Origin of the sequence: Bradyrhizobium sp. MOS003 (assembly GCF_003020125.1) — a bacterium.
In the GTDB taxonomy this organism is placed as follows: domain Bacteria; phylum Pseudomonadota; class Alphaproteobacteria; order Rhizobiales; family Xanthobacteraceae; genus Bradyrhizobium.
The window spans coordinates 262,164-288,041 of record NZ_PYFW01000006.1 but is presented as its reverse complement, the minus strand read 5'-3'; the positions used below and the strand labels follow the sequence as shown (position 1 = coordinate 288,041).

At 62.8% G+C, this 25,878-nt stretch carries 32 protein-coding genes; 13 read left to right on the top strand and 19 right to left on the bottom strand.

Annotation, left to right across the window (positions count from 1 at the left end; genetic code table 11):
- Positions 1-55: 55 nt before the first annotated feature.
- Positions 56-1,852 carry a ShlB/FhaC/HecB family hemolysin secretion/activation protein gene (locus tag C7G42_RS25605; RefSeq protein WP_106951701.1) on the bottom strand — a complete coding sequence of 599 codons (1,797 nt, stop codon included), beginning with the start codon at positions 1,850-1,852 and terminating at the stop codon, positions 56-58.
- A gap of 130 nt (positions 1,853-1,982) precedes the next feature.
- On the opposite strand from C7G42_RS25605, the gene C7G42_RS25600 reads away from it, so the two are divergent.
- Positions 1,983-3,218: a FecR domain-containing protein gene (locus C7G42_RS25600; protein ID WP_106951700.1), complete on the top strand. Its 1,236-nt coding sequence runs from the start codon at positions 1,983-1,985 to the stop codon at positions 3,216-3,218.
- A gap of 58 nt (positions 3,219-3,276) precedes the next feature.
- The gene (locus C7G42_RS25595) at positions 3,277-6,018 is read left to right on the top strand and encodes an EAL domain-containing protein (RefSeq protein WP_199581134.1); all 2,742 of its coding nucleotides are present in this window, start codon (positions 3,277-3,279) and stop codon (positions 6,016-6,018) included.
- A 528-nt stretch (positions 6,019-6,546) separates the two neighbouring features.
- On the opposite strand, the gene C7G42_RS25590 is transcribed toward C7G42_RS25595, so the two are convergent.
- Complete coding sequence (locus C7G42_RS25590; RefSeq protein ID WP_106951698.1) at positions 6,547-6,993, bottom strand: hypothetical protein; 447 nt, start codon at positions 6,991-6,993, stop codon at positions 6,547-6,549.
- A gap of 14 nt (positions 6,994-7,007) precedes the next feature.
- Positions 7,008-7,199 carry a DUF2933 domain-containing protein gene (locus C7G42_RS25585; protein ID WP_106951697.1) on the bottom strand — a complete coding sequence of 64 codons (192 nt, stop codon included), beginning with the start codon at positions 7,197-7,199 and terminating at the stop codon, positions 7,008-7,010.
- A 176-nt stretch (positions 7,200-7,375) separates the two neighbouring features.
- Between C7G42_RS25585 and C7G42_RS25580 the strand changes: the two genes are divergently transcribed.
- Positions 7,376-7,633 carry a hypothetical protein gene (locus tag C7G42_RS25580; RefSeq protein WP_106951696.1) on the top strand — a complete coding sequence of 86 codons (258 nt, stop codon included), beginning with the start codon at positions 7,376-7,378 and terminating at the stop codon, positions 7,631-7,633.
- A 116-nt stretch (positions 7,634-7,749) separates the two neighbouring features.
- The gene (locus C7G42_RS25575) at positions 7,750-7,989 is read left to right on the top strand and encodes a hypothetical protein (RefSeq protein ID WP_106951695.1); all 240 of its coding nucleotides are present in this window, start codon (positions 7,750-7,752) and stop codon (positions 7,987-7,989) included.
- 203 nt (positions 7,990-8,192) lie between these two features.
- Here C7G42_RS25575 and C7G42_RS25570 read toward each other — a convergent pair whose 3' ends face one another.
- Complete coding sequence (locus C7G42_RS25570; protein WP_106951694.1) at positions 8,193-8,453, bottom strand: hypothetical protein; 261 nt, start codon at positions 8,451-8,453, stop codon at positions 8,193-8,195.
- 249 nt (positions 8,454-8,702) lie between these two features.
- Here C7G42_RS25570 and rocF point away from each other — a divergent pair, with 249 nt between their 5' ends.
- A complete protein-coding gene (gene rocF / locus C7G42_RS25565) occupies positions 8,703-9,680 on the top strand; it encodes an arginase (RefSeq protein WP_106951693.1) in 978 nt (325 codons plus the stop codon).
- Between the two features lie 518 nt (positions 9,681-10,198).
- On the opposite strand, the gene C7G42_RS25555 is transcribed toward rocF, so the two are convergent.
- A complete protein-coding gene (locus tag C7G42_RS25555) occupies positions 10,199-10,534 on the bottom strand; it encodes a nuclear transport factor 2 family protein (RefSeq protein ID WP_245427951.1) in 336 nt (111 codons plus the stop codon).
- 118 nt (positions 10,535-10,652) lie between these two features.
- Between C7G42_RS25555 and C7G42_RS25550 the strand changes: the two genes are divergently transcribed.
- From C7G42_RS25550 to C7G42_RS25540, 3 genes are all read left to right on the top strand, one after another.
- Positions 10,653-14,165 (top strand): LuxR C-terminal-related transcriptional regulator, encoded by a 3,513-nt coding sequence (locus tag C7G42_RS25550; protein ID WP_106951691.1) that lies wholly within the window; start codon positions 10,653-10,655, stop codon positions 14,163-14,165.
- A gap of 146 nt (positions 14,166-14,311) precedes the next feature.
- Positions 14,312-14,596, top strand: a complete 285-nt coding sequence (locus tag C7G42_RS25545; protein WP_106951690.1) for a hypothetical protein — start codon at positions 14,312-14,314, stop codon at positions 14,594-14,596.
- Between the two features lie 56 nt (positions 14,597-14,652).
- Positions 14,653-14,841 (top strand): hypothetical protein, encoded by a 189-nt coding sequence (locus C7G42_RS25540; protein ID WP_106951689.1) that lies wholly within the window; start codon positions 14,653-14,655, stop codon positions 14,839-14,841.
- Between the two features lie 142 nt (positions 14,842-14,983).
- On the opposite strand, the gene C7G42_RS25535 is transcribed toward C7G42_RS25540, so the two are convergent.
- The 4 genes from C7G42_RS25535 to C7G42_RS25520 all read right to left on the bottom strand — a co-directional run bounded on the left by C7G42_RS25535 (position 14,984) and on the right by C7G42_RS25520 (position 17,900).
- The gene (locus C7G42_RS25535) at positions 14,984-16,270 is read right to left on the bottom strand and encodes an NRAMP family divalent metal transporter (protein WP_106951688.1); all 1,287 of its coding nucleotides are present in this window, start codon (positions 16,268-16,270) and stop codon (positions 14,984-14,986) included.
- A gap of 220 nt (positions 16,271-16,490) precedes the next feature.
- On the bottom strand, positions 16,491-16,676 hold the full coding sequence (locus C7G42_RS25530) for a hypothetical protein (protein WP_106951687.1): 186 nt from the start codon (positions 16,674-16,676) through the stop codon (positions 16,491-16,493).
- Positions 16,677-16,912: 236 nt separating this feature from the next.
- A complete protein-coding gene (locus C7G42_RS25525; protein ID WP_106951686.1) occupies positions 16,913-17,539 on the bottom strand; it encodes a general stress protein in 627 nt (208 codons plus the stop codon).
- Between the two features lie 40 nt (positions 17,540-17,579).
- Entirely contained in the window at positions 17,580-17,900 is a 321-nt protein-coding gene (locus C7G42_RS25520; protein WP_106951685.1) for a hypothetical protein, read from the bottom strand.
- Between the two features lie 356 nt (positions 17,901-18,256).
- Between C7G42_RS25520 and C7G42_RS25515 the strand changes: the two genes are divergently transcribed.
- Positions 18,257-18,448: a Myb-like DNA-binding domain-containing protein gene (locus C7G42_RS25515; protein WP_106951684.1), complete on the top strand. Its 192-nt coding sequence runs from the start codon at positions 18,257-18,259 to the stop codon at positions 18,446-18,448.
- 6 nt (positions 18,449-18,454) lie between these two features.
- Here the strand turns inward: C7G42_RS25515 and C7G42_RS25510 are convergent, their stop codons facing one another.
- Positions 18,455-18,781 (bottom strand): nuclear transport factor 2 family protein, encoded by a 327-nt coding sequence (locus C7G42_RS25510; RefSeq protein ID WP_106951754.1) that lies wholly within the window; start codon positions 18,779-18,781, stop codon positions 18,455-18,457.
- 147 nt (positions 18,782-18,928) lie between these two features.
- Positions 18,929-19,123, bottom strand: a complete 195-nt coding sequence (locus C7G42_RS25505) for a hypothetical protein (RefSeq protein WP_147250285.1) — start codon at positions 19,121-19,123, stop codon at positions 18,929-18,931.
- A gap of 128 nt (positions 19,124-19,251) precedes the next feature.
- Here C7G42_RS25505 and C7G42_RS25500 point away from each other — a divergent pair, with 128 nt between their 5' ends.
- Positions 19,252-19,479, top strand: coding sequence for a hypothetical protein (locus C7G42_RS25500; protein WP_106951753.1), 228 nt, complete (start codon positions 19,252-19,254; stop codon positions 19,477-19,479).
- 212 nt (positions 19,480-19,691) lie between these two features.
- On the opposite strand, the gene C7G42_RS25495 is transcribed toward C7G42_RS25500, so the two are convergent.
- Positions 19,692-20,462 (bottom strand): EAL domain-containing protein, encoded by a 771-nt coding sequence (locus C7G42_RS25495; RefSeq protein ID WP_106951682.1) that lies wholly within the window; start codon positions 20,460-20,462, stop codon positions 19,692-19,694.
- A gap of 352 nt (positions 20,463-20,814) precedes the next feature.
- Here C7G42_RS25495 and C7G42_RS25490 point away from each other — a divergent pair, with 352 nt between their 5' ends.
- Positions 20,815-21,063 carry a hypothetical protein gene (locus C7G42_RS25490; RefSeq protein ID WP_018319193.1) on the top strand — a complete coding sequence of 83 codons (249 nt, stop codon included), beginning with the start codon at positions 20,815-20,817 and terminating at the stop codon, positions 21,061-21,063.
- 135 nt (positions 21,064-21,198) lie between these two features.
- Complete coding sequence (locus C7G42_RS25485; protein ID WP_106951752.1) at positions 21,199-21,468, top strand: DUF6894 family protein; 270 nt, start codon at positions 21,199-21,201, stop codon at positions 21,466-21,468.
- On the opposite strand, the gene C7G42_RS25480 is transcribed toward C7G42_RS25485, so the two are convergent.
- From C7G42_RS25480 to ligD, 7 genes are all read right to left on the bottom strand, one after another.
- Positions 21,462-21,692, bottom strand: a complete 231-nt coding sequence (locus C7G42_RS25480; protein ID WP_106951681.1) for a hypothetical protein — start codon at positions 21,690-21,692, stop codon at positions 21,462-21,464. The genes C7G42_RS25485 and C7G42_RS25480 overlap by 7 nt on opposite strands.
- Positions 21,689-21,889: a hypothetical protein gene (locus C7G42_RS25475; protein WP_106951680.1), complete on the bottom strand. Its 201-nt coding sequence runs from the start codon at positions 21,887-21,889 to the stop codon at positions 21,689-21,691. Before C7G42_RS25475 ends, C7G42_RS25480 begins: the two co-directional genes overlap by 4 nt.
- Positions 21,890-22,135: 246 nt before the next feature.
- Entirely contained in the window at positions 22,136-22,600 is a 465-nt protein-coding gene (locus C7G42_RS25470) for a GNAT family N-acetyltransferase (RefSeq protein ID WP_106951679.1), read from the bottom strand.
- Positions 22,601-22,636: 36 nt separating this feature from the next.
- Positions 22,637-23,065, bottom strand: a complete 429-nt coding sequence (locus C7G42_RS25465; RefSeq protein WP_147250284.1) for a hypothetical protein — start codon at positions 23,063-23,065, stop codon at positions 22,637-22,639.
- On the bottom strand, positions 23,058-23,429 hold the full coding sequence (locus tag C7G42_RS25460) for a hypothetical protein (RefSeq protein ID WP_147250283.1): 372 nt from the start codon (positions 23,427-23,429) through the stop codon (positions 23,058-23,060). Before C7G42_RS25460 ends, C7G42_RS25465 begins: the two co-directional genes overlap by 8 nt.
- 166 nt (positions 23,430-23,595) lie before the next feature.
- Positions 23,596-24,009: a hypothetical protein gene (locus C7G42_RS25455; protein WP_106951676.1), complete on the bottom strand. Its 414-nt coding sequence runs from the start codon at positions 24,007-24,009 to the stop codon at positions 23,596-23,598.
- A gap of 315 nt (positions 24,010-24,324) precedes the next feature.
- On the bottom strand, positions 24,325-25,320 hold the full coding sequence (gene ligD / locus C7G42_RS25445; protein WP_502694236.1) for a non-homologous end-joining DNA ligase: 996 nt from the start codon (positions 25,318-25,320) through the stop codon (positions 24,325-24,327).
- A 59-nt stretch (positions 25,321-25,379) separates the two neighbouring features.
- Here ligD and C7G42_RS25440 point away from each other — a divergent pair, with 59 nt between their 5' ends.
- Entirely contained in the window at positions 25,380-25,565 is a 186-nt protein-coding gene (locus tag C7G42_RS25440) for a DUF3606 domain-containing protein (RefSeq protein ID WP_106951673.1), read from the top strand.
- Positions 25,566-25,878: the final 313 nt, after the last annotated feature.

Here is a 25,878-nt window from a genome sequence, read left to right as displayed (position 1 = left end):
GTGAGCAACGCCGCAAAAGGGCCGCATGTCGCCCCCGGCGAGACCCACAGACCAACTAGAGACAGCCGGACTTGCCGCGTTCGGGGCAGAGCCGGAATGCGCTCGACAGGGTGAGCAGGAAGCGCGGGCTGCGGCGCTGGTTGTCCGGCGCCCGGTAGCTCAGAGGCACGGCCACGCCGAGATCGGCCTGGAGATCGTCGGGCATGAAGAAGCGCGCACCGGCTCCGGCCGACGTCAGTGAGAGGCCGTCGCTCAGGCGGTAACCGTCATTCCAGACTGCGCCGGCGTCGCCAAAGGCGTAGAGCTGATAGCCGGTCCAGTAGCGGAAATTGAGCTTCTGGTCGAAGCGCAGTTCTAGCGAGCCGGCAAGGCCGTTGTCGCCGCTGATCTCGGCCGCCCCATAGCCCCGGCCGAACGCCGCGCCGCCGAGATAGAATTGCTGCGAGGTGAACAACGGCCTCGATGCCGTCTGGCTCGCCGCCGAGAGCTTGAGCGACCAGGCATCGCTGAGCGTCTGGTAGCGCGTGAACCAGAGGTTCAGCACCGAGAAGTTCGAGGAGGCACCGGCGCGCGACAACAGGTCGTCGTCGAAATGCGAGGCGCCGAAGATGTCGAGGCCGTGGCGGTAGGTCAGCGTCGCAAGATTGGTGCCGCCGAAGCGATCCTGCAGCCGGTAATCGGCGGTCAGGCTCGCGGTCCTGATATGGTCGTTGTACCAGGGACCGTAACGGTCGTGCTCGGACACGTTGCTGAAGGTCGTCGCCGCAGTCAAGGTGAGCGTGGAGGATTGCGACTGGAGCGGGACGATGCTGGCCCGCAGTTCGAACGCCTCGGTCGTGGTGATGTCGCTGTCGAGACGGCGGGCATCGCCCGGCCTGACCGCGCTGTACAGCACCGACCCACCGAGGCGCAGACCGTCGATGCCGACCGGCGCGTCGTAGGACAAGCGCGTGAACCCGAGCTGGCGCGGGTCGTTGGCAATCGTCGACAGGTTGACTGCCAGCGTGTCTCCAGGCGTGAGGTAGGAGTTGAAGGCGCCGGTCGCGTAGGTCTGCCACGGGCCGACCGATGACGATCCGAGATTGTCCAGGCCGAACGAGGAGAAGAGGTGCCAGGTCTTCAAGAAGATGATGAGGCGGAAGCGGCCGGTCGCACCACCGATCTCCTCCAGCGCGGTATCGGTGATCCGGACGCCCGGCCTGCCGTTGATGAGGAAGAGCTGACGTTCGAGTGTCGGCAGGCGCGACGGCTGCTCGGCTAGAATTGGCCCGAGCATCGGCCTTACGCCGAACTGCTCGGCGCCGTCGCCCTTCAGCTCGGCCTGCACGATGGCGCCTTCGATCACCTGGATCCGGACGCGGCCATCGGCAATGTCCTGCGGCGGCACGATGGCCCGGCTCAGATGGAATCCGTCGGCGCGGTAGAGCTCGCTAATCGCGCCGGCGATCGCAGCGAGATCCGCCTGCGAAACCTGCTTGCCGAGATAGGGCTGATAGACCGTGGCCATACGATCCTGGGAGACCGCGTGGGCGCCCCTGACGGTGACGCCGCGCAGCATGAATTGCGGCTTGGTATCCCCGCCGGTGTTCGGCTGTCTGACGCTCGGAAGCTGAACCGAAGGCCGGCTCAGCGATTCCCGCTCGGTTTGGTTATCGAAATATTTCTCGGGCTGGCGCGGATCGAAGCCCGGCTGGTTCGCCTGCTGAGCGAAGGCGTGTGGAATACCCGCGAAAATCGGTGCCAACACCACCAGCGCGGTAAGGAGATGCCGCTTCTCAGCCCGCGCAGCGAACCTGTCCCCGTAGTTTGACGGAGCTTCTTCGATGGAACGGTAAGGCTTCGTTAGCTGCATGATTTTTCATAGTTTTTTATGGTCAATGATTGGTTAAGGCAGCCCCTCGGCTGGCTGCTTGCCGCTAATCCTCTCTTGAGTGGTTTCGGATACCCCTCAGATCCGGCTGTAACGCGGACTGGGGATCGTCATGCTTGGCAGAATTGGAATGCGGTGTGCCTTCGTGGTGGCGCTGACCGTGGGAACGGCTTGCGGGGCATTCGCCGCGGAGGATGGCGTCTGGTCGGTCAGCAAGGCGACCGGTGAGGTCTGGGTCGCGACCGACGGCGCGCAACAGGTGTCGCTGAACCAGGACGCGACGCTCAAGCCCGGCAATACCATCCGCACCGGACGCAATGGCCGGGTGCTGCTCGTCCGCGGCGAGGAAACCATCCTGATCTCGCCCAACTCCGTGGTCGGCCTGCCGGCCGAGAAGAAGGATGGGCTTTCGACCACCATCATCCAGCGGGCGGGATCGATCCTGCTCGAGGTCGAGAAGCGCAACGTCAAGCATTTCGAGGTCGAGACGCCCTATCTCGCCGCCGTGGTGAAGGGAACGCAGTTCAGCGTCACGGTGGGTGCCGGCAGCACCAAGGTCGGCGTGCTTCGCGGCCAGGTCGAAGTCTCCGACTTCAAGACGGGACAGATCGCCCAGGTCATGCCGGGGCAGGCGGCCACCGTCTTTGAACGCGGCAAGCCCGGTCTCAGCTTGAGCGGCGCAGGCACGTTCAATCCGATCGAGCACGGCAAACCCCGCGCCTCGACGATCGAGCGTGTGCCCGTGCCAAAATCGGGACTGTCAGCGCCGCGCAATGCCGCGACTGGCCATGCGGTCCATGCGCTCGGCCCGATCGACAAGGGGACCAAGGCGGCTGGCGTGCCGAAGGCATCGCATCAGGCGGCCGGAGGTCATGCCGGCAAGGCCGGCGTCGTGCGCATCTCGAGCTCGCTCGGCGAGGTCAAGCTGAATGTCCACAAGGTCACCAATGGGCTCGCCCGCGGCGCGGCTGCTCCCGGACAGGTGCGCAACGCGAACGCCAGCGCCGGTTCCGAGACGGTCTGGAGCGACGGCAAATCCAACACGCCGACCTCCAACAGCTCCGTCCAGACTGCGGCAACGACGAGCGGTGCGGCAACTGCCGGAAGCAGCGCATCGGCTGCGAGTGCGGCGATCGCGGCAGCGGCATCAGGTGCATCCAGCGACAGCCCCGGAAACTCCGGCAACAACGGCAACGGTAACAACGGCAATAGCGGTAACGGCAACAACGGCAACGGGAACGGCAATAGCGGCGCCACCGGCAACGGCAGGGGCAACAACGACAACGGCAATGGCAACGGCGGCGGTAACGGCAGCAATGGCCACGGCCACGCCTACGGCAGACGCTGAGGCGATTTCCTAGGGGATGAGGGACGCACCTGCAGAAGCGGGTGCGCGGGAGGATCGGGTGAAACGCTATCGGCCGCATATTCTCGTCGCGATCGCGCTTGCGATCGTGCTGTCCACGGGATGGCATGGCGCGCTTCGCAACGCGCTCACCGATCTGCGGTTCGGCTGGCAGTCGCGTGACGCCAGCGGCAATGTCGTCGTGGTGGCCATCGACGCAACCTCGATCGAACAAATCGGGGTGTGGCCCTGGCCACGTCGGCTCCACGCGGAGCTGCTGAGCAGGCTCGCGGTGGCGGGAGCCGGGGACATCGCCTTCGACGTCGATTTCAGCACGCCCTCGGATCCGGCGTCCGACGAAGCCTTCCTCCAGGCCCTTCGCGATGTCGGCGGCTCGACGATCCTGCCGTCCTTCAAGCAGCCGGCGCCGAATGGTGGCGCTGCGCACATCAATCGCCCCATGAAGGGTTTCAGCAACCAGTCGTGGCCGGCCGTCGTCAACGTCGCAATCGAACCCGACGGGCTCGTTCGGCGCTATCCGTTCGGCGAGAATCTCGGCGATGCCTTGATACCGTCGATGGCCGTCGTGCTGGCCGGGAAGGATGCCAACCGGCGGCCGCCTTTCCTGATCGATTTCAGCATTCGTGCGTCCTCCATTCCTGTTGTCTCCTATGTCGACGTGCTGCGCGGCGATACTGCTGCTCTCGACAAGCTGAAGGACAAGAAGGTCATCGTCGGCGCCACCGCGCTCGAGCTCGGCGACCGCTTCAGCGTTCCCAACGGCAAGATCGTCTCTGGGCCGGTCCTCCAGGCGCTGGCCGCGGAATCGATCCTTCAAGGCCGGATGCTGCGCTGGACGTCCGATATCGGCATGATCCTGGGCCTGGGTGTGATCTGCCTGCTGATGCTGTATTCGTGGCGCCGCCTCGCGCCGGGAATTCGCGTCGCAGCCCTGGTCGCCGCCGGGGCGGCTATCGAGATCGTCGCAATCCTCGTGCAGGCGAGATGGTCCCTCGTCATCGACACGTCGCTGTTCCACATCGCGATCGTCGCTTATCTGACCGCGATTGCGCTGGATGAAATCGATTTCCGCGGCCTGCTGGGACGCATCGCCGAGAGCCGCTTTCACCGCATTGCGATGTCGCTTGGCGACGGTCTCGTCTGCACCGACGAGGATCACCGGATCACGGTCTGGAATCCCGGCGCGAGCGCGATCTTCGGCTACGGCCCGGCAGAGATGATCGGCCGTCCGTTCGAAACGCTGTGCGCCGCGCCGGCGGACGGCAGTGCAAGGCCGTCCATGCACGACGCCGCGCGTCAGGCGCTCCTTGTTCCGGGCGGCGCAGTCGTCGTCGAGTTCGAGGGCCGGCGCAAGAACGGTGAAACCTTCTCCGTCGAGGCGAGCTTCTCGGGCTGGCAGGGCACGGAAGGTTTTCAGTACGGCGCGATCCTGCGCGACATCTCGGTCCGCAAGCGCGAAGCCGAACGCGTCAAATATCTTGCCGAACATGACGCGCTGACCGACCTTGCCAATCGCAACACGCTGCATGCCGGCCTGGTCCGCATGATAGCGAATGCGGCGCGAAAGCCTCGCGAGGTCGCGTTGCTCGTCATCGGACTCGACGGCTTCCAGAGCATCAACGACATGCTGGGGCATTCGGCGGGAGACCTGGTGCTGCAGGCGGTTGCCGTTCGCCTGGAGGGGCAGGCGGGAGATGGGGCGATCGTCGCACGGCTCAGCGGAGATGAATTCGCCATCGCGCGCGAAGCCGTGGATGGCAGTGAGCCGATCGCGAAATTCGCCGAGCGGATCGCGCGTGCATTCGAAACGCCCCTCGCCACGGGAACGCGCCAGCATCGCGTCAGGATCAGCATCGGCGTCGCGGTCTATGGCGAAGGCGGACAGGGCGCCGACGAACTTCTCAGCAATGCTCATCTGGCACTGAGCAAGGCAAAGATGACGCGGCGCGGCAGCCATGTGATCTTCGAGGCTGCGATCAGGCAGGAGCTGGAGAGCCGGCTGACGCTGGAGAGCGAGCTGGCGCTCGCCGCGGATCGCGGCGAGTTCGAGCTGTTCTACCAGCCGCAGGTTCGTCTGATCGACGGCAGCCTGGTTGGCGCCGAAGCGCTGATCCGTTGGCGGCACCCCGTGCGCGGCTACGTCTCGCCCGGAGAGTTCATGCCGGTGGTCAACACCTCGGCACTGTCAGAGCGGATCGCGAATTGGGTGATGGAAACCGCCTGCCGTCAGGCGCGCGGCTGGGAGCTTTCAGGAAGCGGCGTGCGGGTCGCGATCAACCTGTCGCCGTCGCAGCTCCACTCCGGCGATCTCGCGCACTCGGTTGCGACATTGCTGAAATCGACGGGGCTTACACCGTCGCTGCTCGAAATCGAGGTGACCGAAGACATCCTGCTCAATGACGAAGGCCGCGTGCTCGACATGTTCAAGCGCATTCAGCAACTCGGCGTTCGCATCCTGTTCGACGATTTCGGCACTGGTTACGCGAGCCTGAGCTATCTGAAGAAGTTTCCACTCGACGGGCTCAAGATCGACCGGTCGTTCGTGTCCGGTCTGCTGTCGAATTCCGACGACGCGGCGATCGTCGGTTCGACCATCGGCCTCAGCAAGCAGCTCGGTCTCACCGTGGTGGCGGAAGGCATCGAGGATCGTGCAACCGCCGACTTGCTGGTCAGCATGGGATGCGAAGAAGGTCAGGGCTATTTCTTCGGCCGTCCGATACCTGCGCAGGCATTTGAAAAGCAGTTCCTTGCGGCCGAGCTTGAGGCCGTCAGCGCGGCGTGAGCGTGTTGCTTTCGCCTGGGTGTTGCCACCAGCACTCCGAATACAGGGTTCTTGTCTTGGCGAGCGACATCCCGATGCCCAATCAACAATGGTATTCGGCGCCCTGTGATGGTGCTGACATCGCTCCCTGTTTCCTGCGCGGTCGCCGCGCAAATTGATCGCGGAGATGCGACACGGCGGATGGCCCGTATGTCGCCGCAGCGGTTGGCAGGTGAGAGGAGTTATGGATGGCCAAGAATTCGCTGAAGCCATCAAGCGCTATGTGATGGATGCCACAATCGACGATACAATAGCCAATCTGAAGAACCCGCCGGGTAGGAACGTGCCACTCCCGGAGCGCTCGCGTTCGGACTGGTACAATGGCTTGCAGGCGTAGGACGCCCATAACGTCAATCGCGTGATTACGACGGCAGTTGTAGCTTCCGCTTCTGGCCCAAAGGCGGGCTCGGCTGAGGTCCGCTGCAATGTCGGCTATTGACGGCAGACGGGCCGCGGGCCGCGCCCCACCCCGGTCGCTGCTTGTGACCCTTAGCGGACCGTGCGACGCCCTTCAACGGCAAAGGCAACGAGGCTTGCGGCCCAAGTGAGCGCGAGGGGCAGTAGCACCCATTTGAAGTCCGAGTTGATCATAAAATTGACGGCAACCATCCAACCTATCGAGACCAGGCCGGCTACGATGATGCCAGCGAGCACCGACAAGCTTCGTTGGCGAAATGCCGTCGCGGCCAAAGTTAGGGCGAGCACGCCGGTTGCGGTCACGTAGCCGCCCATGACATCGAATACGTGAGCGAGCCACCGTGCCAACCTTGGACCAATCAATTCAAGCTCGGCAGGTGTAAGGCTCATGTAACGGATGTCCTCCGGTAGCAGCGCAGGCCGGAGGAAAAGAAAATAGCAGCCGACTCCGACTAGCATGATCCCTGAGAGCGCCAGAAGAATTGAAGAAACTGGCCAGCCGACGTCCGAGCTGCGCATAAGGGCTCTCCAAGTCAGCCGTGCTGATGGCCGCCTCCTCGGCGCCTGCCGTGCATGAAGAAATGCATGAGCGGACAAGCGAGGAGGGGCAGCCAAAGCAGAACCCCGAGTACGTGAGCCTGATGCTGGGTGAACAGCAGCGCCCCGGCGATCGCCGCGATCACGGCGAGCAAGAGAGCGATGAGGAAGTTGCGCGAGAAGGTCATTGAAGCAAACCTAATAGGCGGGCCGTTGCCGCACCTGATAGAGGCAAGTTCCGCGATCACTTCTCGACAAGTTTCCCAAGAATATCTGCAACCAGAGTTGATGTGGGTCAAAACTGCGTCTGCAGCCCGTGATTTGATGTGCTGGTATTGACTAATCTCGTTGCCGGAGAACGCTCATGATCACCAAGAATATCCTCGCTGCGCTTGCTGTCGCTTCTCTAATAGCTGGCCCCGCGATGGCTCAGACCACAACGAAGGACACTGAACAAAACGGCCACCACTACTCCGGTGGACCGAAGACCGAAGTGCCCCACCACATGGGAAAGAAAGAAGCGACCGGTAAGAAGACCTCCACCACGGGTCAGTCGGGTGGCCACCACTACAACGGCGGCCCCCTGTCATCGACGCCCCATCACATGGGCGACAAACAGTAGACGGCCCAAAGCATGAAGGCGCGCCTCGTGAGTCGGCGCGTCTGTCTGACATGATCCTTGCTGGAGTGACTGGCATGACCAAGCTCCAATAGTTGCGAACCATGTTCGCAACTTGCATGCCGTTTCAGGTGACGTACGTGCTGTGCCTCTGGGTGACCTTCCCCGACGTGAAAGGCCATGAAATCCTGCCGACTGTCTTTCCCGGCTTCAAAATGGTTACCGTCGGCAATTTCATCTATGGGTTTTTCGCGAGCATGGTCTACGAGTGGGCCGTTGTGATCGTCTTCGTCTTCTTCAATCTTTGGCCGCAACTCGTGGCAGCCCTTTTCGGACCGCGAGCGGTGCGACACACCTAAGCCGTTTATGAATGTATCCGCTTTGGCCCTTGGCCGAATCAAGGCCGCGGCATTTTAATGTCCGCTATCGGTGGTAGACCGGACGCGGCCGTGCTCACCGGTTGTTACAAATGGCAGACGTTAGTTGTTCGCGTAGCAAGCTGCCGGGGTGGCGTGCCGCGCTGATGGACGACGGTCTCGCCGCGAGGGCGGGCGCCGAAAAGCTAACGCCGCCGGGCAACCGCAATCCCGAAGAGGAACGCCACAAAGAGGCTGGCAAGCGGGGCTTCGCGCGTAATCGCCGAAACGGTCGCGAGAGCCCCGCCAGGTTTGCGCGAGTCCTCGACGGCAGAGGTCAGGCGGTTGACTGCCGAATGCAGGCCTCCGGCCACTTCGCCAATGGTGCGGGAGACGTCCGCCGCTGTATCGATGGCGCGCTCGGCCATGCCGGGTTGGTGATCTGACTGCGGTATCTCGGTGCTCAAGCGCGATCTCCAAACGTGAGAATGGTGGCCGACACCTTTGGCTATCCGCGCGAGCGCTCGTTTTGAACAGCGGGTCTGACGACCTTTGGCTATCCGCGAGAGGCGCCGTAGTTCACGGCGGGTGCCGGCCATGGATAAGCAATTCAGCGCGCGGGATTTGGTTCCTGCCAGGGCAAGGCGCACCCGTGAAACGACGGGCGCGAATCTCTGTTAGGCTGGCTCGACCTTAGTTGACGTCAGGAGACAGCCGTGACCGATCAGCCCATGACGGATCGAGCCCGGCGCATCGCCTTGCTCGGAGCTCCCATCGACATGGGAGCTTCGCAGCGCGGCACCTTGATGGGACCGGCGGCACTGCGTACCGCGGGCCTTGCGACCCTGCTCGAAAGCCTGGATTTCGAGGTCGTCGACTATGGCGATCTCTCGGTGGCTGAGGTCCGGGACCTCAGCGACAGGCCGCCGGAAAGGGCCAATCACTACCGCGAGATCCAGCGCTGGACGCGCGTGTTGAGCCAACGCGGCCATGAGATCGCGAAAACCGGCGCGCTGCCGATCTTCCTCGGCGGCGATCACACGCTGTCGATGGGGTCGGTCAATGCCATGGCGCGTCATTGGCAGGAGCGCGGCCGCGAGCTGTTCGTGCTCTGGCTCGATGCCCATGCCGATTACAATACGCCGGAGACGACGATCACCGCGAACATGCACGGCATGTCGGCCGCGTTCCTGTGCGGCGAGCCTGGCCTCGACGGCCTGCTTGGCGACGATCCGCGCGCTTCGATCACGCCTGACAGGTTCGATTTGTTCGGCGCGCGTTCGATCGACAGGCTCGAAAAGGAATTGATGCGCGCGCGCCGGATCCGGGTCGTCGACATGCGCCAGATCGACGAGTTCGGCGTCGCCGTGTTGATCCGGCGGGTGATCGAGCGGGTCAAGGCGCGCAACGGCGTGCTGCATGTCAGTTTCGACGTCGATTTCCTCGACCCGTGCGTGGCGCCGGGAGTCGGTACCACGGTGCCGGGTGGCGCGACCTATCGCGAGGCGCATCTGATCATGGAGCTGTTGCACGATTCCGGCGTGGTCGGATCGGTCGACATCGTCGAGCTCAATCCCTTCCTGGACGAACGTGGCCGGACGGCGCGCACCGCCGTCGAGCTGATCGGCAGCTTGTTCGGCCAGCAGATCACCGACCGGCCGACACCGAGCAACGCGATCGCTCCGGGTGAGTAATCGGCGAGCCGAAGGGCCACCCGAGGCGCGGTCGTGATAATCGGGAAAAAGTGGAAACTTTCCGACGTGGGTTGAGTTGGCTGCGACTGGTTCTGATGTCCGGAGACCTAGCGCCGTGGATGATGCCATCTTGAGAAGTGCCACTCAGACCGCCTGGGCGGTATACCGAGCGCGGCACCCTGAGGTTGACGCGTTCGACAGTCGGCGCTGCTTGCTTGAACGCCATCTGCAGAGGAGATGGGAAGCGCGCGAAAGTGATGCCGAAGAGCTCGCCAGCTTGGGGGTCGCTTATCTGCACCGCCTCCCCAGCGACGAATGTTGACGAGCATGAAAATGCTCGTCGCGCGCGTGGTTCGCGAAAGCACACGGCCGAATTGGACGCTGCTGGCGATTTCGTTTCTCGTGTCGGGGGTGATCGTGATCGCCTTGCGGATCACGTTCGGAGGCTAGTGCCGCCCCCCGGACCCAGGCTGACGATGGCCTCGTGCGGGGTTGCAGGACGAGACTGCAGCGCGGGCCTAGTGCAGGGGACTACAGTCCAGCACCTTGATCCTCCCGGCGGTGTCAAACGCCAAAATCGCGCTCATGATGCCTGCGCTGGTGACGTAGGAGATCACGGTTCTATCTTCCGAAGGATTGAGATCGTCCAACGTGACTGCAGGACATTTTCGGAGGCGATCGACCCAATAGGCACGAAGCGCCGTGCGGCCGGTGATGGTTTGGGTGCCGCCGCAACCGCAGTGCACCACGGCATCGTCGGCATGAAGTTCCATGATCGCGTCGATATCGCCGGCGCGGTAGGCATCAAGCCAGTCTACCGCCACGGCCATGGGGTCAAAAGAGATTTTTGTCACGTCTTACCGTCCAAACTGATTTCCGGATCGGGAACCAAATCCGCCATTTCTATTTTAATTACCCACCCGGCGACGGCCATATGCCGAAGGATATAGAGGACCGGGCCGAGGAAACTCCATGTTAGACGCGACCGCCAGGCCGGGGATTCTCAAACCCATCCGGCTTGTGATCGTCGATCGGCAACCGATCGTCCTGCAGGGACTGAAGTCGATATTGGGGACACAGCAGGACTTCGACGTGGTCGCCTCGACCAGCGATCGAACAAGCTGCCTCGAAGCCATCAGGAACCTGGCGCCCGACGTCGCGCTCATTGCCGATAGCCTGCCGGACCTGACGGTCTCCGATGTCCTCGCGATCGCGAAAGCCGAGAAGCTGTCCACCCGCCTGGTGTTCTTCACCGAAGCCGACGGCAAGCACGATCTGACTGCGGCGATTGCTGCCGGCGCCTGCAGCGCGATCTCCAAATATGCCGCGCCCGGCACCATGCTGCAGTCGCTGCGGCTGATGGCCAAAAGCGGTGTGTCGCTTGAGCCCTCCGATCTCTCGCCAGCCGGCAAGGAGGCGGATGGCGAAGGCAAGATCGAAAAGATGCTGGAGCTATTGACGCCCCGGGAACGTCAGATCGTCCGGCTGGTCTCGGAAGGAATGTCGAACAAGGAGATCGCGCGCCGGCTCGATGTGTCGCACGGGACGATCAAAGTCCACTTGCACAATATCTTTCAGAAGCTCGAGATCACCAACAGGACCGTGCTTGCGACCATCTCATGGTTGCAACGCACCTCCGGCTTCAGCGCGCTCGTTCTCGCCTTTCTGGCGTTCGCAATTGCCGACGAACTCAAGGCGTCGGAAGCCAACGACAATTTTGCCCATGACGATGGCCCCGGCCAGGCCGACGAACACGCCGGCTATGAGGTCTTGAAGAAAGCCATTCTTCAGCATCTCATCGTCTCGAAATCCGGCGGGACGCCTGCTCTCACAGAGAGAGACTTGCTCACCAAAGCAAGCCAGGCTGAGAATCCGGCCGCGGCAATGGTGGCGTTGCGCGCGGCGGAGCAATTCCTGGGCTCGAAGTCCTGGAAAGAAGGCGGTTCGGGCGCAGGCAATCTTCCTGCGCAGCTACTGCCCGCAATCAGTGAAATGGGAATTGGAAGTGGCGCAGCCCCGGCGCACCAAATCCCGCTGCCTGCCTTCACGACCACGTCCGTTCCCTCTGGATACGGCACCTTCGCCGCTCTCGCAGGTGCTTTGATCTATGCACTGAGCGACCCGCATGTCGCCGCGCACGCGAGCGAGGTGAGCGAAGCATCGATCGAGAGCTTCCTGGCGGGCACCAAGGAGAGTGCGACCACTGCATTGGCGGCGATCACGCACGGTGGCGCCAATCACGCGGACAGCGCAGTCCCGGATGTCACGGCGCGCGATTTGAATCCGCATTCTGCCTCGGTGACCACCGCAGATAACGTCGCGCAAGAAGGCACTCGGGGCGAGGCGGGCCCGGTCGCCGCCGGTCACAACCTCCAAACACCGATCGTGCTATTGGACGCCGGTCACGCGCCCGCTTCAGGCGGAGATAGCCCCGATCAGATGAAGGAGAGCCCCGTTGGAGACGCGGCTCATCATGCTCCGAGCGGTGCCAAGTCCGTCTCGTCCGACTCCGTTGCGGATCTTGCATCCGGGCCCGGCAGGCTCAATCTCGCAGCATTCGGAGCGCTGGCGTGGTTGCATCTGACGGCGCCGCCCAAATCCATTCCGCCTCACACCCTTGCCTGGGTCTACGATCCCGCAAGCAATCAAACCATCGTCTTCGTGAATTCGACCGATCGTGTGCTCGATGTCGGGGATCGCGGCCTTGTGGAAGTCCATCTGCAGGGGATCGTGTCCGTGGCAGAGACGGACTCCGTTCAGCCGGCAGAGGGCGCCGTTCACGCCGCCACCTTGGAGCAACTCGAACAAGCGCTGATGCCGGCGGCCACAACCGATGAGACCGCTCCCAATACGAACGGCAGCCACGCGCATGAGGATTCGTTTGGGACGGCCGGCGTTTGGAGCGCTTCGGCCGATGACGGATTGAGCTTCAAATTCGCAGCCGCTCGAGCCATCCCCGGCAATTCCGCAAAGTCCAGCGTCAGCACGAGCGACGAGGCGGATACAACGGAGGAGATTTCAGGTTCGTCCGGTGTGCCGGCTTACGGGTCATCGATCGGGCCTGGTCAGAGCGCGACGACCCCGGCCGCGGACAATCACGCCTCCAAGGGTGAGCCGGGTAACCCGAACGCCGCCGCGCCGTCGACGAACCAAAACGCGATGGTCCCGCCAGGCTTCGCCATCGCCGACGGCAGCGGCCGCGGCAACTCCGAGCACAATCAGGAGCCAGGGTCGGCCAAGGCAGAGACGGCGCAGGCGGATTCCGAACCCGGCAACAGCGCCGGTCATGGCAATAAGCATGATTCCCAAACCGCAGATGGTCCGCCACAGGCAGCGAAGACGACGGGACCTGACGTCGAGCACGGCCATTCGGGCCACTCGGCTTCCGACGACGTAGCGGAAGCCGGCAAGAGCGGGAAAGGTGCCGTTGACACGGAGCACGGCCACTCGCAGCACGAAGCGCCAGGGTTTGCAAAGGCGGCGGCGACGGAGATGGCCGAAGCCAAGTCCAAGCCCGGTAACGATGTCGGGAACGACCATGAGCACCATTCCCAGGCTCCGGATAGTCCGCCGAAGCCTGCGAAGACGGCGGAGCCCGGCGGGGCCGAGCACGGCCATTCGGGCCACTCGGTTTCTGACGAAGGAGCGGAAGCAGGCAAGAGCGGGAAAGCTGCCGTTGAGACGGAGCACGGCCACTCACAGGACGAAGCGCCGGGGCCTGCAAAGGCGGGGGCGACGGAGACGGCCGAAGCCAAGTCCAAACCCGGCAACGGTGTCGGCAATGACCACGAGCATCATTCCCCGGCTTCGGACAGTCCGGCGAAGACTGCGGAGACCGGCGGAGCCGAGCACGGCCATTCGGGCCACACGGCTTCTGCCAAAGCAGCAGAAGCAGGCGAGAGCGGTTCAGGTCCCGGTGACACCGAGCACGGCCACTCACCGCATGGTGCGGCGCCGGAGCCTGCAAAAGCGGCGATGACGGAGATGGCCGAAGCCAAGCCCAAAGCCGGCAACGGCATCGGGAATGACAACGGGCATCATTCCCAGGCTTCGGACGATTTGCCGGCAGCAGCGAAGACAGAAGAGCCTGGCGGCGAGCACGGCAATTCGGCCCATTCAGCTTCGGCGACGGCAGCGGATGCAAGCGAGAGCGTCGCAACTGACACCGCGGATCATGGCAACCCGCAGCGGACTGCGCATGCCGGTTCAAATGCATCGGAGGACGCGCTTCCAGCGAAAGCCGCGTTCGAGCTCGGCCGTGAGGACCACGTGTTCCGCTTCGATGGCGAGGCAGCTCCGTCCACGCCCATCACGGTTGTCGAGCCCAAGGAGTTTGCGAAGCCGCTCGCTGCGCTCAGTCAGGAAGATGGCCTCCAGACGGTGGTCGACATTGTTTCGCATGCGCCGGACGATCACACGGTGCAGCACGGCAATCATGGTCCGCATCCCGGCAGTCTTCCCGGGCAACATGATCTGCTGATCTAAGGCGTCATGTGCTCAACGCCTCAAGACAGGCGGCATTGCGCTCGCGCGGCCATGGGCCTGGTCATCGGAACCAGGTGGAGTGAGCCGGGAACCGGGAGGGGCAGCTTTGAATTAACCTGGCGACAGCAAAAATAGCGGGTCCCGTGATGACAAGTGTTCGCTTTGCCAATTCGATGTCTGCCGCTCTTCGCCATCCCGGTGTGATCGCGCTGATCATAGCCGGCGTGACGATCGCAGCAATGCTCATCGTCGATCACGGACCCTGGAGCCGCGCCAAGACCCAGCCGGCTCATGTTGCGATGTATGCGACCACCGGAGAAGCGGCACGGGCCGCTGGCGCCGCGGTCCTCCCGACCAATCCGAAATCGCCGATCGAGCCGGCGCGACCGGGACCAAAGACCTCGCCGACCATCAATCCGGTGACGCCGTAGCTGCGCGCTCCTGCGACCGTCGTCACGGAGCCCGTGGAAACCCGGTGGGGACCGCCATGATCTTTCCGGGGATCGTCCCGGAATCGCACCAGGTTTTGACGGGTTTTGCCACAATCGGAAGCGACGTTCCGGCCATGAAATTTCTGGCAATGATTTCGATTCTGGCGCTGCTCACGATCAGTGGAGCCGCCATTTCCGATCGGGTTCTGACAGCGGAGCAGCACGTCGGGCAAGGGGCGGAGTAGCGCGACGGTCGAGGGCGCTTCTTGTCTTTGGGAGACAGATGCTTTCGATGGATCAATTCCTGCGGTTCATCAGCGTGCCGGCGGTGTTCGCGGCCTTCATCATCGCTTCGCAGATCTCGGCGGCGCTGTCACCGGTCTAGTTTTACGCGATCACCGACGAGCCGAGCAGAGCGAGCACGGCCAGCGCCATCAGCGCGGTGCCGAGCCAGCCCAGCCAGATCAGCCACGACCGGGCCCTGAAGCGGCCCATGATCGCGCCGCTCGAGACGATCAGCATCATCATCGCCATGATGGGCACGGCGACGATGCCGTTGAGCACCGCGCTCCACACCAGCATGTGGATGGAGTCGATTCCGGTGAAGCCGAGGCCGAAGCCGATGATGGTTGCCGCGGCGATGATGGTGTAGAAGCCGACCGCCTCGTGTGGCTCTGCCTCCAGCGTCGCGTGCCAGCCGAACACCTCCGCGACACCATAGGCGGCCGAGCCCGCCAGCACCGGTATCGCGAGCAGGCCCGTGCCGATGATGCCGAGCGCGAACAGCGCGAAGGTGAAATTGCCAGCGAGCGGCCGCAGCGCTTCGGCCGCCTCCGTCGCCGAATTGATCTTGGTGATGCCATGCGCATGCAGCACGGACGCCGTGGTCAGGATGATGAAGAAGGCGATGCCGTTGGAGAGCAGCATGCCGGCGAGGGTGTCGGTCTTGATGCGGTCGAGCTCGTGCATGCCGCCGCGCTTGAGGTCGCGTAACGGCTTGTCGCGCCGACCCTGGTTCATCTCTTCCACCTCCTGCGATGCCTGCCAGAAGAAGAGATAAGGGCTGATGGTGGTGCCAAGCACCGCCACGACCATCATCAGGTAGTCAGCATTGACCTCGGCCTTCGGCCACACCGCGGCGAGCAGCGCCGTGCTCCACGGGATCTTGACGGTGAAGGCGGTTGCGACATAGGCGAACAGTGCCAAGGTGAGGAATTTCAGCACCGGCGAATAGCGGCGATAGGGCAGGAAGACCTGCAGCAGGGTGGAGCCCGCCGCGAAGATCAGCGCGTGCTCGTGGTTGAGGCCGCCGATCACGAGCGAGAGCGCCTCGGCCATCGCGGCGATGTCGGCGGCGATGTTGAAGGTGTTGGCCGCAACGAGCATGGCGACGAGGCCCAGCACCGCCCAGCGCGGCGCGAGCTGCATGATGTTGGCGGCGAGCCCCTTGCCGGTGACGCGGCCGATCTGCGCGCTGACGAGCTGGATGGCGATCATGAACGGTGTGGTGAGAAACACCGTCCACAGCAGCCCGTAGCCGAATTGCGCGCCGGCCTGCGAATAGGTGGCGATGCCGGACGGATCGTCGTCGGCAGCTCCCGTGATCAGTCCCGGCCCCAGCCTTTGCAACAGCGTCGGCGCGGATTTCGTCGGCGTGAGAGCGCTGTCGCTCATGAACGGACCTCGTCGGGGCGCGGCTACTTTCATAGCAAATGCTGATCAGGGAACGAAAGTTCCCCGTCGCGACGCAATCCGAAATTTCGGCTAAACCTAATTCAGCAGGTGTAGATTGTGATCATCGCAGGATCTCGCCAGCTCACGGGCGGGTCCGTGAGGCTTGGCCCCCGCCCACGGGGGTGTCGAGGGCCAGGGATCGAGAACCTGCGCCGCCGCGCTACCTGATGCTGACGAACATGCCCCAGGCTGCGGCCAGCGCCGCGCCGGAAAAAACGATCAGCGGGTTATCACAGAACGCGCCGCCATAGCTGCACATGGTGACGCCGAACGAGCCGATCTCGTGATGGCTCGCGGAGTAGAACAGTCCCGACAGCACCAGCAATGCAGCGGCGACGTAGTACATGGGCAACCTCTCCGACGCTTTCCCGATTGCATTCGCGCAAGCATATGTCCCAGCATGGCGCGAAGAGATTGCATTTCGCCAAATCCGCTCTGCTGCATTTGAGATAAAGTTTTGATCCGCCGGGCAAGGCATCGGACGGATGAGAGCACCGGGACAATTTGGCAGTCTGCTCACGGCGTTCGGCATAAAGGAAGGGCCCCGCACCGCGGGGCCCTGGTCGTGCTATCCGAGAACGCTTAGCGACGCGTGCTCGTGCCGTAGAGCTGACGCTCGCGGCCGATATCTTCCGGCGAAAGCGGCGGGCTCGCGGCATCGAAGTCGTTCCAGCCGGACTTCTGCCAGGCCGCGCTGCGCTCCTGCAGGTTCACGGCGCGCTCGTGCAACAAAGCATCGAGACGGGAGCGATCCTGGTCGGGCACCCGTGCGGTCACCAGCGTACCGCCGCGGCGAACGCCCTCGGCGTAGCGCGAAGCATCCTCCTTGGAGACGCCGGCTTCCGTCAGGGCGCCGACAATGCCGCCCGTGGCTGCACCGGCAGCCGCGCCGACCGCAGTCGCGGCGAGCCAACCCGCTGCGACGACCGGTCCGAGACCGGGGATCGCCAGCAAGCCGAGGCCCGCGAGCAGGCCGGCCGCGCCGCCGAGGCCCGCACCGATACCGGCTCCGGTCCCGGCGCCTTCGGCGCGATCATCGACGCCGTCGCGATCGCGGTCGACCTTGCCGGAGCTCGAGCCATACCAATTGTCGGAGTTGTTGGCGACGATGCTGATGTCGGAATGCGGCACGCCGGCGGATTCGAGCCGGGTCACGGCACTCTCAGCGTCGGCGTAAGTGTCGTAGAGGCGAGAGATGGTGGTGGTCATTTGTCAGGTCTCCTGATTGCTTTGCGCGATATCTGGCGCGTTACTTGGCGGGATTGACGTTGCCCTGGAAGTCCAGGCTGACATCGGTCTTGGTGCCGGCCTTGTCGGCCTTGCCGCGCCAGACGCCCTGGTCGTCCTTCTGCAGGCCGGAGACATTGGAATATCCCGCCTCTTCGATCTTCGATTTCGCCTGTCCCTCGGTGAAGCTGTTGCGGCCAGCAACAGGCTTGTTCGAGTTGTTCTGGTCCGCGCTGTTGACGGCGTTGTTGCCCGGCCCGCTCTGGGCAGGCTGAGACTGTGCGCTTGCGGGCACCGCTGCGAGCAGCAACATGGTCGTGGCAAGTAGAGTAAGACGTCGCATTTTTTTGTCCTCCGGCAGTGAATGTGCCGGCGACAACAAGTGAGATTCGAATTGGTTGCTTGAGTTCGTAGCTTCCGGGTGCCGCAGCGCTTGTTTCGCGAATGCCGCGTACATCGGCCTAGATTTAGGAACGTTTGCCGGCTTGTCCCGTTTAGCGGCGCTCTGCGGTTGATACCGTTCGGGATCGCCGCATCTAGCTTGCCGCGCGGGACGGATACGCATCCTTGAAGCTCTCGACGCGCGCCGAACGGAGTGGGCCCGTCGGGTGCGGTTCAGCTGGCTTGCCGACTTTGGAACTTCAACTGAGCCGGTCCATTGTCGCTGGAATAGTTGAGCAGGCGAGACGACTCTCCATCATGCAATCCCGCTACCCGCTGTTGAAGAAATGGACGGCGCAAGACCACGAGCGATTGAAGGCATTGGCCGAGGCAGGCCGGCGGCCGGAGGAGATCGCACACGAACTCAATCGAAGCGAAGCGGCGGTGAGGGTGCGTGCCTGGCAGCACGGCATCGCCTTGCGGCTCGTCACCCAGAAGCGCAAGGCGTGAAGATGGCTAGTTCGAAGGCCCGCATGTGAGCGCGGCGATCTTCCCGGATGTGTCGAAGGTCAGGATCGCACTCACGACGCGGCCCTGCGCAACATAGGAGATGACCGTGCCGTCCGCCGATGGCTGGAGGTTGTCGAGGCTGGAGGCCGGGTAGTTTCTGAGACGGTCAACCCAATAGGCGCGCAGGCCTTGCTTGCCCGCGACCGTCTTCATGCCGCCGCAGCCGCAACGGACCACCGCATGGTCGGCGTACATCTCCAAAATCGTCTCGATATCGCCGGCGCGGTAGGCATCAAGCCAGTCGACCGCGGCGGCCATCGGGTCAAAGGACATCGTCCTGCCTGCCTGCCGTTTCATCGGCCGGAGGTTTAGGGACAGGGGTGTGAATGCAGGGTGAAAGTGGTCAGTGAAAGTATGCGTTCCGCGCCGGGGAACCGTGTTGTCGTGCACGGCTCGCGGGATCGCTGGAGCGCGGCCGGGTCACTTCGAGGATCGTGCGTCCGCTTGCGTGGTAGCGGGCTCCCAGGGTGCGGGAAGGATGACGCGGATCGGTCGCGCTTCGGCGGTGCCTTGAGCAGCAGGCCGGGCTTGATCCTTGACGGGATCGGCCAGAGCCACGGACAGCAGTGCAATCAGCATCGCCAGCGAAGTCGTCGCAAGTCTCAAATCCAGCATCGAAGCCTCCGGTTTCCACACCCAACGCAGGCTGCGGGAATTGGTTCACGCTCGACCGGGAACAAGTGGCAATTTTTGATGTTTGAAAAAGACAGATCCGGATGACCGGGCTGCTGGAGGAGGACACCATGAACATCAAGACCATCGTTGCTGCTGCCGTTCTGACGTCGGTCGCGGCTCCCGCATTCGCGCAGTCGTTCTACGTGGTGCAGGACATCAAGACCAAGAAGTGCACCATCACGGAGGCAAAGCCGACGACCACGGAAACGACCGTCGTCAGCGGTGACACCGTCTACAAGACCAGGACCGAGGCCGAGGCGGGCATGAAGACCGTCAAGGTCTGCACGACGAACTGAGGAGAATGACGATGCCCGTCATTCTGCTTTGGGCCGTCCCGGCCGTGATCGTTCTCGGTGGCGGCGTTTATCTGATCGGCCACATGCACTGAGGCGAGGCCCGGCGTCGTGGACCCACGGCGCCGGGTTTTCGTGGAAACAACAAGAAAAAGCCCGCGTGGAGCAATCCGCGCGGGCTTTCGTCTATGAAGCGCGATCGAGCAGAACCTGGCTCACCCGGCGAGGGACACGTCCGTTTGTCCAAACCCCCGCACCGCCGGCAGCGACATGAAGCCGGGCTTGGCGAAATGATAACCCTGAAACAGCGCGATCCCCGCGGCCCTGAGAACCGTGAGTTCGGCCTCGTTCTCGACGCCCTCGGCGAGAACGGTGATGTCGAGCTCGCGCGCCATTGCCGCAAGGCCCGATACGATGACCTGCTTGGGGTGGCTGAGATGGATGTCGCGCAGCAGCTCCATGTCGATCTTGATCAGGTTCGGCTGTAGCCGGGCGAGCAGGCCGAGGCCGGCATAGCCGGCGCCGAAATCGTCCAGCGCGGTCCAGAAGCCGAGGGCCTTGTAGGCGCGCACGATGTTCTCGACATGCGCGGGATCGCTCATCCGCTCGTTCTCGGTGAACTCGAACATCAGATTGGACGGGGGAAAATTCGCGCGACGCGCAGCCTCGAGCGATTTCTGGATGCAGGCGCGCGGCTCGTACACCGCATTCGGCATGAAATTGATCGAGAGGCGGGCGCGAGGATCGGTGAACAGCTTGCCCGCGGTCTCGATCGCCATGACGCGGGCGGCCTGGTCGAAGCGGTAGAGCTGATCGTCGGTGAGCTGGCTGAGGACGCTGTGGGCGCTCTCGCCGTTCGGGCCGCGCACCAGCGCTTCATAGCCCCAGATCCTGTTCCCGGTGACGTCGACGATCGGCTGGAACGCCATCTTGAATGCGAACGGCAACTCCGTCCCGTCGGCACATCCCGCGCACTTCACGGCCATCTCATCAAACTCCCGCAGCCCTTTCAATCCCCCGGACATTAAGGCGCTGCGGTTAAAGAACAGCGAAGCGGGAGGGGCCGCCGCGGCCGGGCCCGCCAAGTTCACTTGTGTACACAACAGGTTGCCACCAGCGTTTCGGTGCGACGAAACAGGACTGAAACAGAGCTGAAACCCGATTGTCCTGAACTCGCTGCCGCCCGGTTCCGACCAACGGAGCGAAGAGGAGAGACACTCATGATCCAGATCGGTTCGAAGGAAGAAGTCGCGTTCCTGCTGGCGCTGTTCGGCACCCACACCCAGCCGGTGAAGCGGCCGAAGCCGAAATCGCAGCAAAGCTAAAGGGGCTGAACCCATGCCAGGTTTGGCCGAATGCCAGAGCCTGCTCAGGCTCCTGATCGCCAGGGGCGATCCCAAGGCCATCCCGCTCGCCAAAGGGGCCATCGATCAATATCTGAACACGGCGCCGCTCAGCGCCCGGGGGCGCGGCCTGCGCGTGCTCCAGCGCGACGCACTGGACCAGCACGATGTGGCGGTCGGCGTGCAACGCTCGTTTGCCGAGACGGTGGATGCCTATATCGAGCACAAGCTCGCGGAGGAATAGGGCGCGGTGCAGTTCCCGTCCTGCCGGATCAATCCCTTCGCTGCGTTCCCGGAACTCATTGGACTCCAACAGAATTTCTCGGCCCGTGGGAAACCTTTGCTCGTCCCGCGCCTAATTATGGCGGAGGATACGAACATGCCCCGATATTACTTCGACCTTCGCGACGACAAGGGAATTGCGCTGGACGAGGAGGGGCTGGAATTGTCGAGCCCGCGCGCGGCCCGGGCCGAAGCCGCCAAATCGGTTGCCGACATGGCGCGCGATGCCGTGTTTTCCGCGGCGCCCAATGGCGGCAGGCAACAGATGGTGATCGACGTTCGCGACACCAGCGGGCCCGTCTTGCAGGTGAAGTTCTGCGTCGAGATCGACAGCCTCGCGCCGCAATCGCACTCACGCGATCATTGACGGGTCAGTATCGGTCCGGATCGCGCGGACGGCGGTGGTGGTGGAGACTGTTCGGAATCGAGCACGGCGATCTTGCGGCCGAGCTGCCACACCTCCACCTTGCCGTGCCTCGCGAACTGCCGCGCGAAGCTGAGGGCGGACTCGTCGGACGGGGCCTCGAACGCCTCGGCGGAGCGGAAGACGCCGTTCTCGCCGATGAGATAAGCGCGATATTGCTGGCTCATGTCGGCGCCCTCAGGCCGGGCGAGCGCAGCCAGGCTTCGATCTGCACGGCCGTTTCGTCCTGCCGCGCCCGGCGCAGCAGCATCTCGCGGCGGCGCCCCGGCGAGAGCGCGCGCGCTTCCTCGCGACAGCGCTCGGCTTCCACCGAGAGTCTTTCGTTGAGTGTCGTGCTCTGTTTGAAACGACGCCGCTTCATCATGGCGTGCTCCCTTCGCTGCAGAAAGGCGCGAGCGCAATTGGCGTTCTCATCACCGACCGATGCCACGCGCCTTGCGGTGATGGACCGACACTACGCCACCTGCGGCGCAGAGTCCCTATCATTTGGTATGACCGCGGATTAAAGTTTCGGATGCGAGTTCAGTCGTTTGAGCCACTTACTCAATTTGAGTGCGGCGCGAATCCGAGTTCACTTCTGAACCAAAGCGCGTGGCGTCCGCGCGCCCGCTCAGGCGCGAAGCGCCAGATGCAGGAATTGGTTGAAGGCGCTCGCCTGGTAATCGGCGAACGCATCGCCGTTGACGAAGCCGCGCTTGCGGTACAGCGCCACCGCCGGCTCGAACGCCGGGCCGCTTCCGGTCTCCAGGCTCAGCCGGGTCAACCCGCGTGCCCTGGCCTCGCGCACGATGTGGTCCAGCAGCAGCGCCGCGACGCCGCGGCGCAGATGGTCGGGGTGGGTGCGCATCGACTTCACCTCGGCGCCGCCGTCGCCGAGCTCCTTCAGCGCGCCGATGCCGACGACGTCGTCACCTTCGCGCACCGACCACACGGTGACATCGGGCGTCTGCAGCCCCGACAGGTCGAGCGCGAAGACATGGCCCGGCGGCGAGTTCGCATGCATGCCGGCGAGATGCAGCGCGAGCAGGCGGCGGGTCGGTTCGGAGCTGAGATCGTCGGGGTGGATTGAGAACATGGGGTGGACGTGCTTAGTATTGACCATTGAGAAACGCTAGTCGTGATCCGCTATGTACTCCGAAAAGCTCACCGCTTTGATGCCGTCGATCTTTGAGTATTTTTTCTTTCCTCTCTCATCTGTGACAACTACCAGCCCCTCACAGCTCGCCACCCCAGCAATCTGCCACTCAACCGCCTTGTCGTAAGTTCCTTTCCAACCAAAGGTCGCGTTGGCCGCGTCTGCTATCGCAACCACAGATTCTCGATGTTCCTCTGACAAGGGCTCTCGCTTGAAATCTAGCTCCTGAAACGCTTTAGCTTCGTCCTCGTAGGCGGAATGCATCTCATTCCAGGCACAGCTGAAGATTCGCACCTGACCGCTTTCGATATCTGCTGCCGGAATGGCAAACTCGTTGGCAGAAGCGTGACTCCAAGCGAGGAGGCCGCGCACGTCGAAAGTGTAACCCGCGCTCTTCTTAGGCATCGGCGCCATCTTCGGCGTCGTTGAGGGACGCCAGAGGCGCGCGTTTCAAGTAGTCCGCTTGGTATTTCGGTTTGATTCCTGAGATTCGATAGAATTCATAGTCATCGATCTTATCTTGTTCAAACGCGGCGGAGTACGCCTCGGCGAAGCGCGTACCGTACTTTGCAAGCTTGTACTTCCACTCTTCTACCCGGCGTCCACCTTGTTTCTGCGTAAAGTCCGGGTTCGCGTTCGCCTTTAGATATGACATCCACTGTGCAACAGCGGTCTTTTTATAGTGGCCCGTTTCAACGAGCCGATACAGACTTGCGGTGAGAGACAGCTTGATCAATGAAGAAAAGTTGCGGAGCTCTTCAATATCCAAGCTGTCGCTGCGTATCGTCTTAGCGGCGACTTTCTTGACTAGTGATTCCGGAGCCAGGAATTCAGCTGCAAACTGATTGCACTAACACATCTTCGATCCAAGCGAAGTTGGACCAACTTCAGAAGGCGATCAGAAATTCCTAGAACATAGCGTGATGCGGTGTCCTTTAGCGCTCGCCCGGCCACCAGATGGTGGGTGGGTTACCGACTGAAATCTTTGTTGTCCTCAACGCTACAAGCTTGCTGCGCTTGTACGGATAGCCCCGCACTTGCGAGCAGTCCTTACAGCGCATGTAGCGTTCGAGTTCGTGCACTGGCGTTGTCTTGGAGCGACGAATGATATCGAGCGCAACGGATTGATTGGTGTCGCAACCGAGACAGCGGACCTCCAGGTAGAGGTATCCTCCGTTGATTGCATCTCCGATCGTTGGTGACGGCTGTGCCGGACCCTTATAGCCAAGCATGCGATAGTTCCACGCCTCGCAGGCCAGTTTGTCGGCTTGCTTGCGAGCCTCCTTGGCGCGCTCAGCGGACATCTTGATCTGGGTGCCGAAGAGATATTCGCGCGACTTCGTGGACATTGGATCATCAAAGGCATGTGCCAATTATGTTGGCAAATTATCGATTCCTAGTAGGGCGCCGAAGCTGCAAGCCACTGCCCGTCGTGGCTGTGGACAACCAAGAGCGTCAGATACTCACCAACTTCCGGCCAGTCCCCTTGCAATCAATGCAAGCGCAATCTGGCCCGACAATCTCTGGTGCGAACTTGCCCCAATTGCCGTCGCCACCGCATTCGAGGCACCAGATTTGTCCTGCGCCGCAGCCGAGATACACAATCTCAATGTCGACCTCTGTATTGCAATTCCAGGCGCAGTAAACGACCGCGCTGCTGTCCGTCATAAATCCTCCCTCAATCCCTTGAAGAATGGATGCCGCACCTTTCCCTCCGCCGACTTGGCCCGGTACTCGATCTCTGCAAGCAGCTTTGGTTCGACCCAGATACCCCTATGCGCGATGCGCTTGGCGTAAGGTTGGGTCTTGCGCCGCAGCGGCTCCAGGCGCTGGCGCAGTTCGGCGGCTGATGTCTTGTCAAACCCGTGGTCGACCTTGCCGGCGTAGACCAGATCATCTCCCTTGCGGCGTCCGAGATAAACGCCGTCCCACTTGCCTTCATCGAGCGCGAAGCCAGCGATGGTCAGGGTCTCCCGCTGCCGGCAGGTCGTCTTGACCCAGCTGTTGCCCCGTCCACTATTGTAGACGCTGTCCCGAACCTTCGAGACGACGCCCTCAAGTCCGACCTTGCAGGCATGGGCGAACATTTCGCGGCCTTCGAGTTCGAAGCTCTCGCTGAATTGCACGTCGGAACCGGCAACGATCTTCTTCAGTTCGGCCTTGCGCTGAACCAGCGGCAGGCCGCGAATGTCGCGGCCGTTGAGATAGAGCAGGTCGAAGGCCACCAGCACGAGCTTGGTGGACGTGCCTTTCAACTCGTTCTGGAGCACCGAGAAGTCGGTCGTGCCGTCAGCAGCGGGGACGACGACCTCGCCGTCGATGATGGCCGAACCTGCCTTGATGTGCCACGCGACATCGGCGATCTTCTTGAAGCGTCGCGTCCAGTCGAAGCCGCGGCGGGTGTAGATGGTCACGGCCTCATTGGCCATGTGTACCTGAACGCGATAACCGTCGAATTTGATCTCGTGAATCCAGCGTTCCCCGGAGGGGACCCTCTCGACGGAGGACGCCAAGGCCGGTTCGATAAACTTCGGGAAGGGCGCCTTCACGCCGATCGACGGTGCCTTTGGCTGACGCCACGCCACTGAACAACTCCACGCAACATACTCAATTGACTCGAATCTTTCTGCGCCGATTCGTTCCGGGCCGGTCGACCGCATCTGGAGGTTTGGGAACCAACTGAATCCTCTGGCGTTTTCGCAGCGCATGGAGGTGCAATATGGCTAAGGCGAAAAAACAGACCGCTCGCGGTCGCAAGCAGGACCGCGCGCGCGTGGCGGGCGGGCAGAAATACGAAGTCAGCTACGAAGCAAAGAAGACCGGGCGCTCCGCCTCGGCCGTCAAGAAAGCGGTCAAGAAGGTCGGCAGCAGCCGGAAGAAGGTGGAGCGGAAGCTCGGCCGTTGATGCAGAGGGAGCGCTGGGTGTTCCTCTAGCGGACACCGCAGTTTCCCGGACTCCCCATCCTGCCTAATCTAGGTAGAAATACGCAGGCCGGGGCTGGCATTTGATCCCGAACAACAATTTCAACCGGCGAGGGGCTATCGCAAGATAGCCCCTTCTTAATGCTTGCGCGTTTCTGCCCTGGCAAGAATCTCCTCAACCCAGGAACTGCTTCTGTCGCGACGAAGTTGGTTTGGTGCCGGCTCGCCGCCGAGCTGGCGGAGCGGCCCCGGCCATACCCCAAGCCCCCCTGCAAGCCGGGGCCGTCTCTCCGCAG

Bases quoted from the DNA above. Each gene is read 5' to 3' on its own strand.
- C7G42_RS25505 (WP_147250285.1), bottom strand. From the start codon at position 19,123: ATGCTGGATTTGAGACTTGCGACGACTTCGCTGGCGATGCTGATTGCA.
- C7G42_RS25475 (WP_106951680.1), bottom strand. From the start codon at position 21,889: ATGATGAAGCGGCGTCGTTTCAAACAGAGCACGACACTCAACGAAAGA.
- C7G42_RS25580 (WP_106951696.1), top strand. From the start codon at position 7,376: ATGATCACCAAGAATATCCTCGCTGCGCTTGCTGTCGCTTCTCTAATA.
- C7G42_RS25585 (WP_106951697.1), bottom strand. From the start codon at position 7,199: ATGACCTTCTCGCGCAACTTCCTCATCGCTCTCTTGCTCGCCGTGATC.
- C7G42_RS25440 (WP_106951673.1), top strand. From the start codon at position 25,380: ATGGCTAAGGCGAAAAAACAGACCGCTCGCGGTCGCAAGCAGGACCGC.
- C7G42_RS25605 (WP_106951701.1), bottom strand. From the start codon at position 1,852: ATGCAGCTAACGAAGCCTTACCGTTCCATCGAAGAAGCTCCGTCAAAC.
- C7G42_RS25510 (WP_106951754.1), bottom strand. From the start codon at position 18,781: ATGTCCTTTGACCCGATGGCCGCCGCGGTCGACTGGCTTGATGCCTAC.
- C7G42_RS25495 (WP_106951682.1), bottom strand. From the start codon at position 20,462: ATGGCCGTGAAGTGCGCGGGATGTGCCGACGGGACGGAGTTGCCGTTC.
- C7G42_RS25480 (WP_106951681.1), bottom strand. From the start codon at position 21,692: ATGAGCCAGCAATATCGCGCTTATCTCATCGGCGAGAACGGCGTCTTC.
- C7G42_RS25490 (WP_018319193.1), top strand. From the start codon at position 20,815: ATGCCAGGTTTGGCCGAATGCCAGAGCCTGCTCAGGCTCCTGATCGCC.
- C7G42_RS25550 (WP_106951691.1), top strand. From the start codon at position 10,653: ATGTTAGACGCGACCGCCAGGCCGGGGATTCTCAAACCCATCCGGCTT.
- C7G42_RS25590 (WP_106951698.1), bottom strand. From the start codon at position 6,993: ATGCGCAGCTCGGACGTCGGCTGGCCAGTTTCTTCAATTCTTCTGGCG.
- C7G42_RS25520 (WP_106951685.1), bottom strand. From the start codon at position 17,900: ATGCGACGTCTTACTCTACTTGCCACGACCATGTTGCTGCTCGCAGCG.
- C7G42_RS25535 (WP_106951688.1), bottom strand. From the start codon at position 16,270: ATGAGCGACAGCGCTCTCACGCCGACGAAATCCGCGCCGACGCTGTTG.
- ligD (WP_502694236.1), bottom strand. From the start codon at position 25,320: ATGCGGTCGACCGGCCCGGAACGAATCGGCGCAGAAAGATTCGAGTCA.
- C7G42_RS25455 (WP_106951676.1), bottom strand. From the start codon at position 24,009: ATGTCCACGAAGTCGCGCGAATATCTCTTCGGCACCCAGATCAAGATG.
- C7G42_RS25515 (WP_106951684.1), top strand. From the start codon at position 18,257: ATGCAATCCCGCTACCCGCTGTTGAAGAAATGGACGGCGCAAGACCAC.
- C7G42_RS25470 (WP_106951679.1), bottom strand. From the start codon at position 22,600: ATGTTCTCAATCCACCCCGACGATCTCAGCTCCGAACCGACCCGCCGC.
- C7G42_RS25530 (WP_106951687.1), bottom strand. From the start codon at position 16,676: ATGTACTACGTCGCCGCTGCATTGCTGGTGCTGTCGGGACTGTTCTAC.
- C7G42_RS25465 (WP_147250284.1), bottom strand. From the start codon at position 23,065: ATGCCTAAGAAGAGCGCGGGTTACACTTTCGACGTGCGCGGCCTCCTC.
- C7G42_RS25485 (WP_106951752.1), top strand. From the start codon at position 21,199: ATGCCCCGATATTACTTCGACCTTCGCGACGACAAGGGAATTGCGCTG.
- C7G42_RS25545 (WP_106951690.1), top strand. From the start codon at position 14,312: ATGACAAGTGTTCGCTTTGCCAATTCGATGTCTGCCGCTCTTCGCCAT.
- C7G42_RS25540 (WP_106951689.1), top strand. From the start codon at position 14,653: ATGATCTTTCCGGGGATCGTCCCGGAATCGCACCAGGTTTTGACGGGT.
- C7G42_RS25575 (WP_106951695.1), top strand. From the start codon at position 7,750: ATGCCGTTTCAGGTGACGTACGTGCTGTGCCTCTGGGTGACCTTCCCC.
- C7G42_RS25600 (WP_106951700.1), top strand. From the start codon at position 1,983: ATGCTTGGCAGAATTGGAATGCGGTGTGCCTTCGTGGTGGCGCTGACC.
- C7G42_RS25500 (WP_106951753.1), top strand. From the start codon at position 19,252: ATGAACATCAAGACCATCGTTGCTGCTGCCGTTCTGACGTCGGTCGCG.
- C7G42_RS25525 (WP_106951686.1), bottom strand. From the start codon at position 17,539: ATGACCACCACCATCTCTCGCCTCTACGACACTTACGCCGACGCTGAG.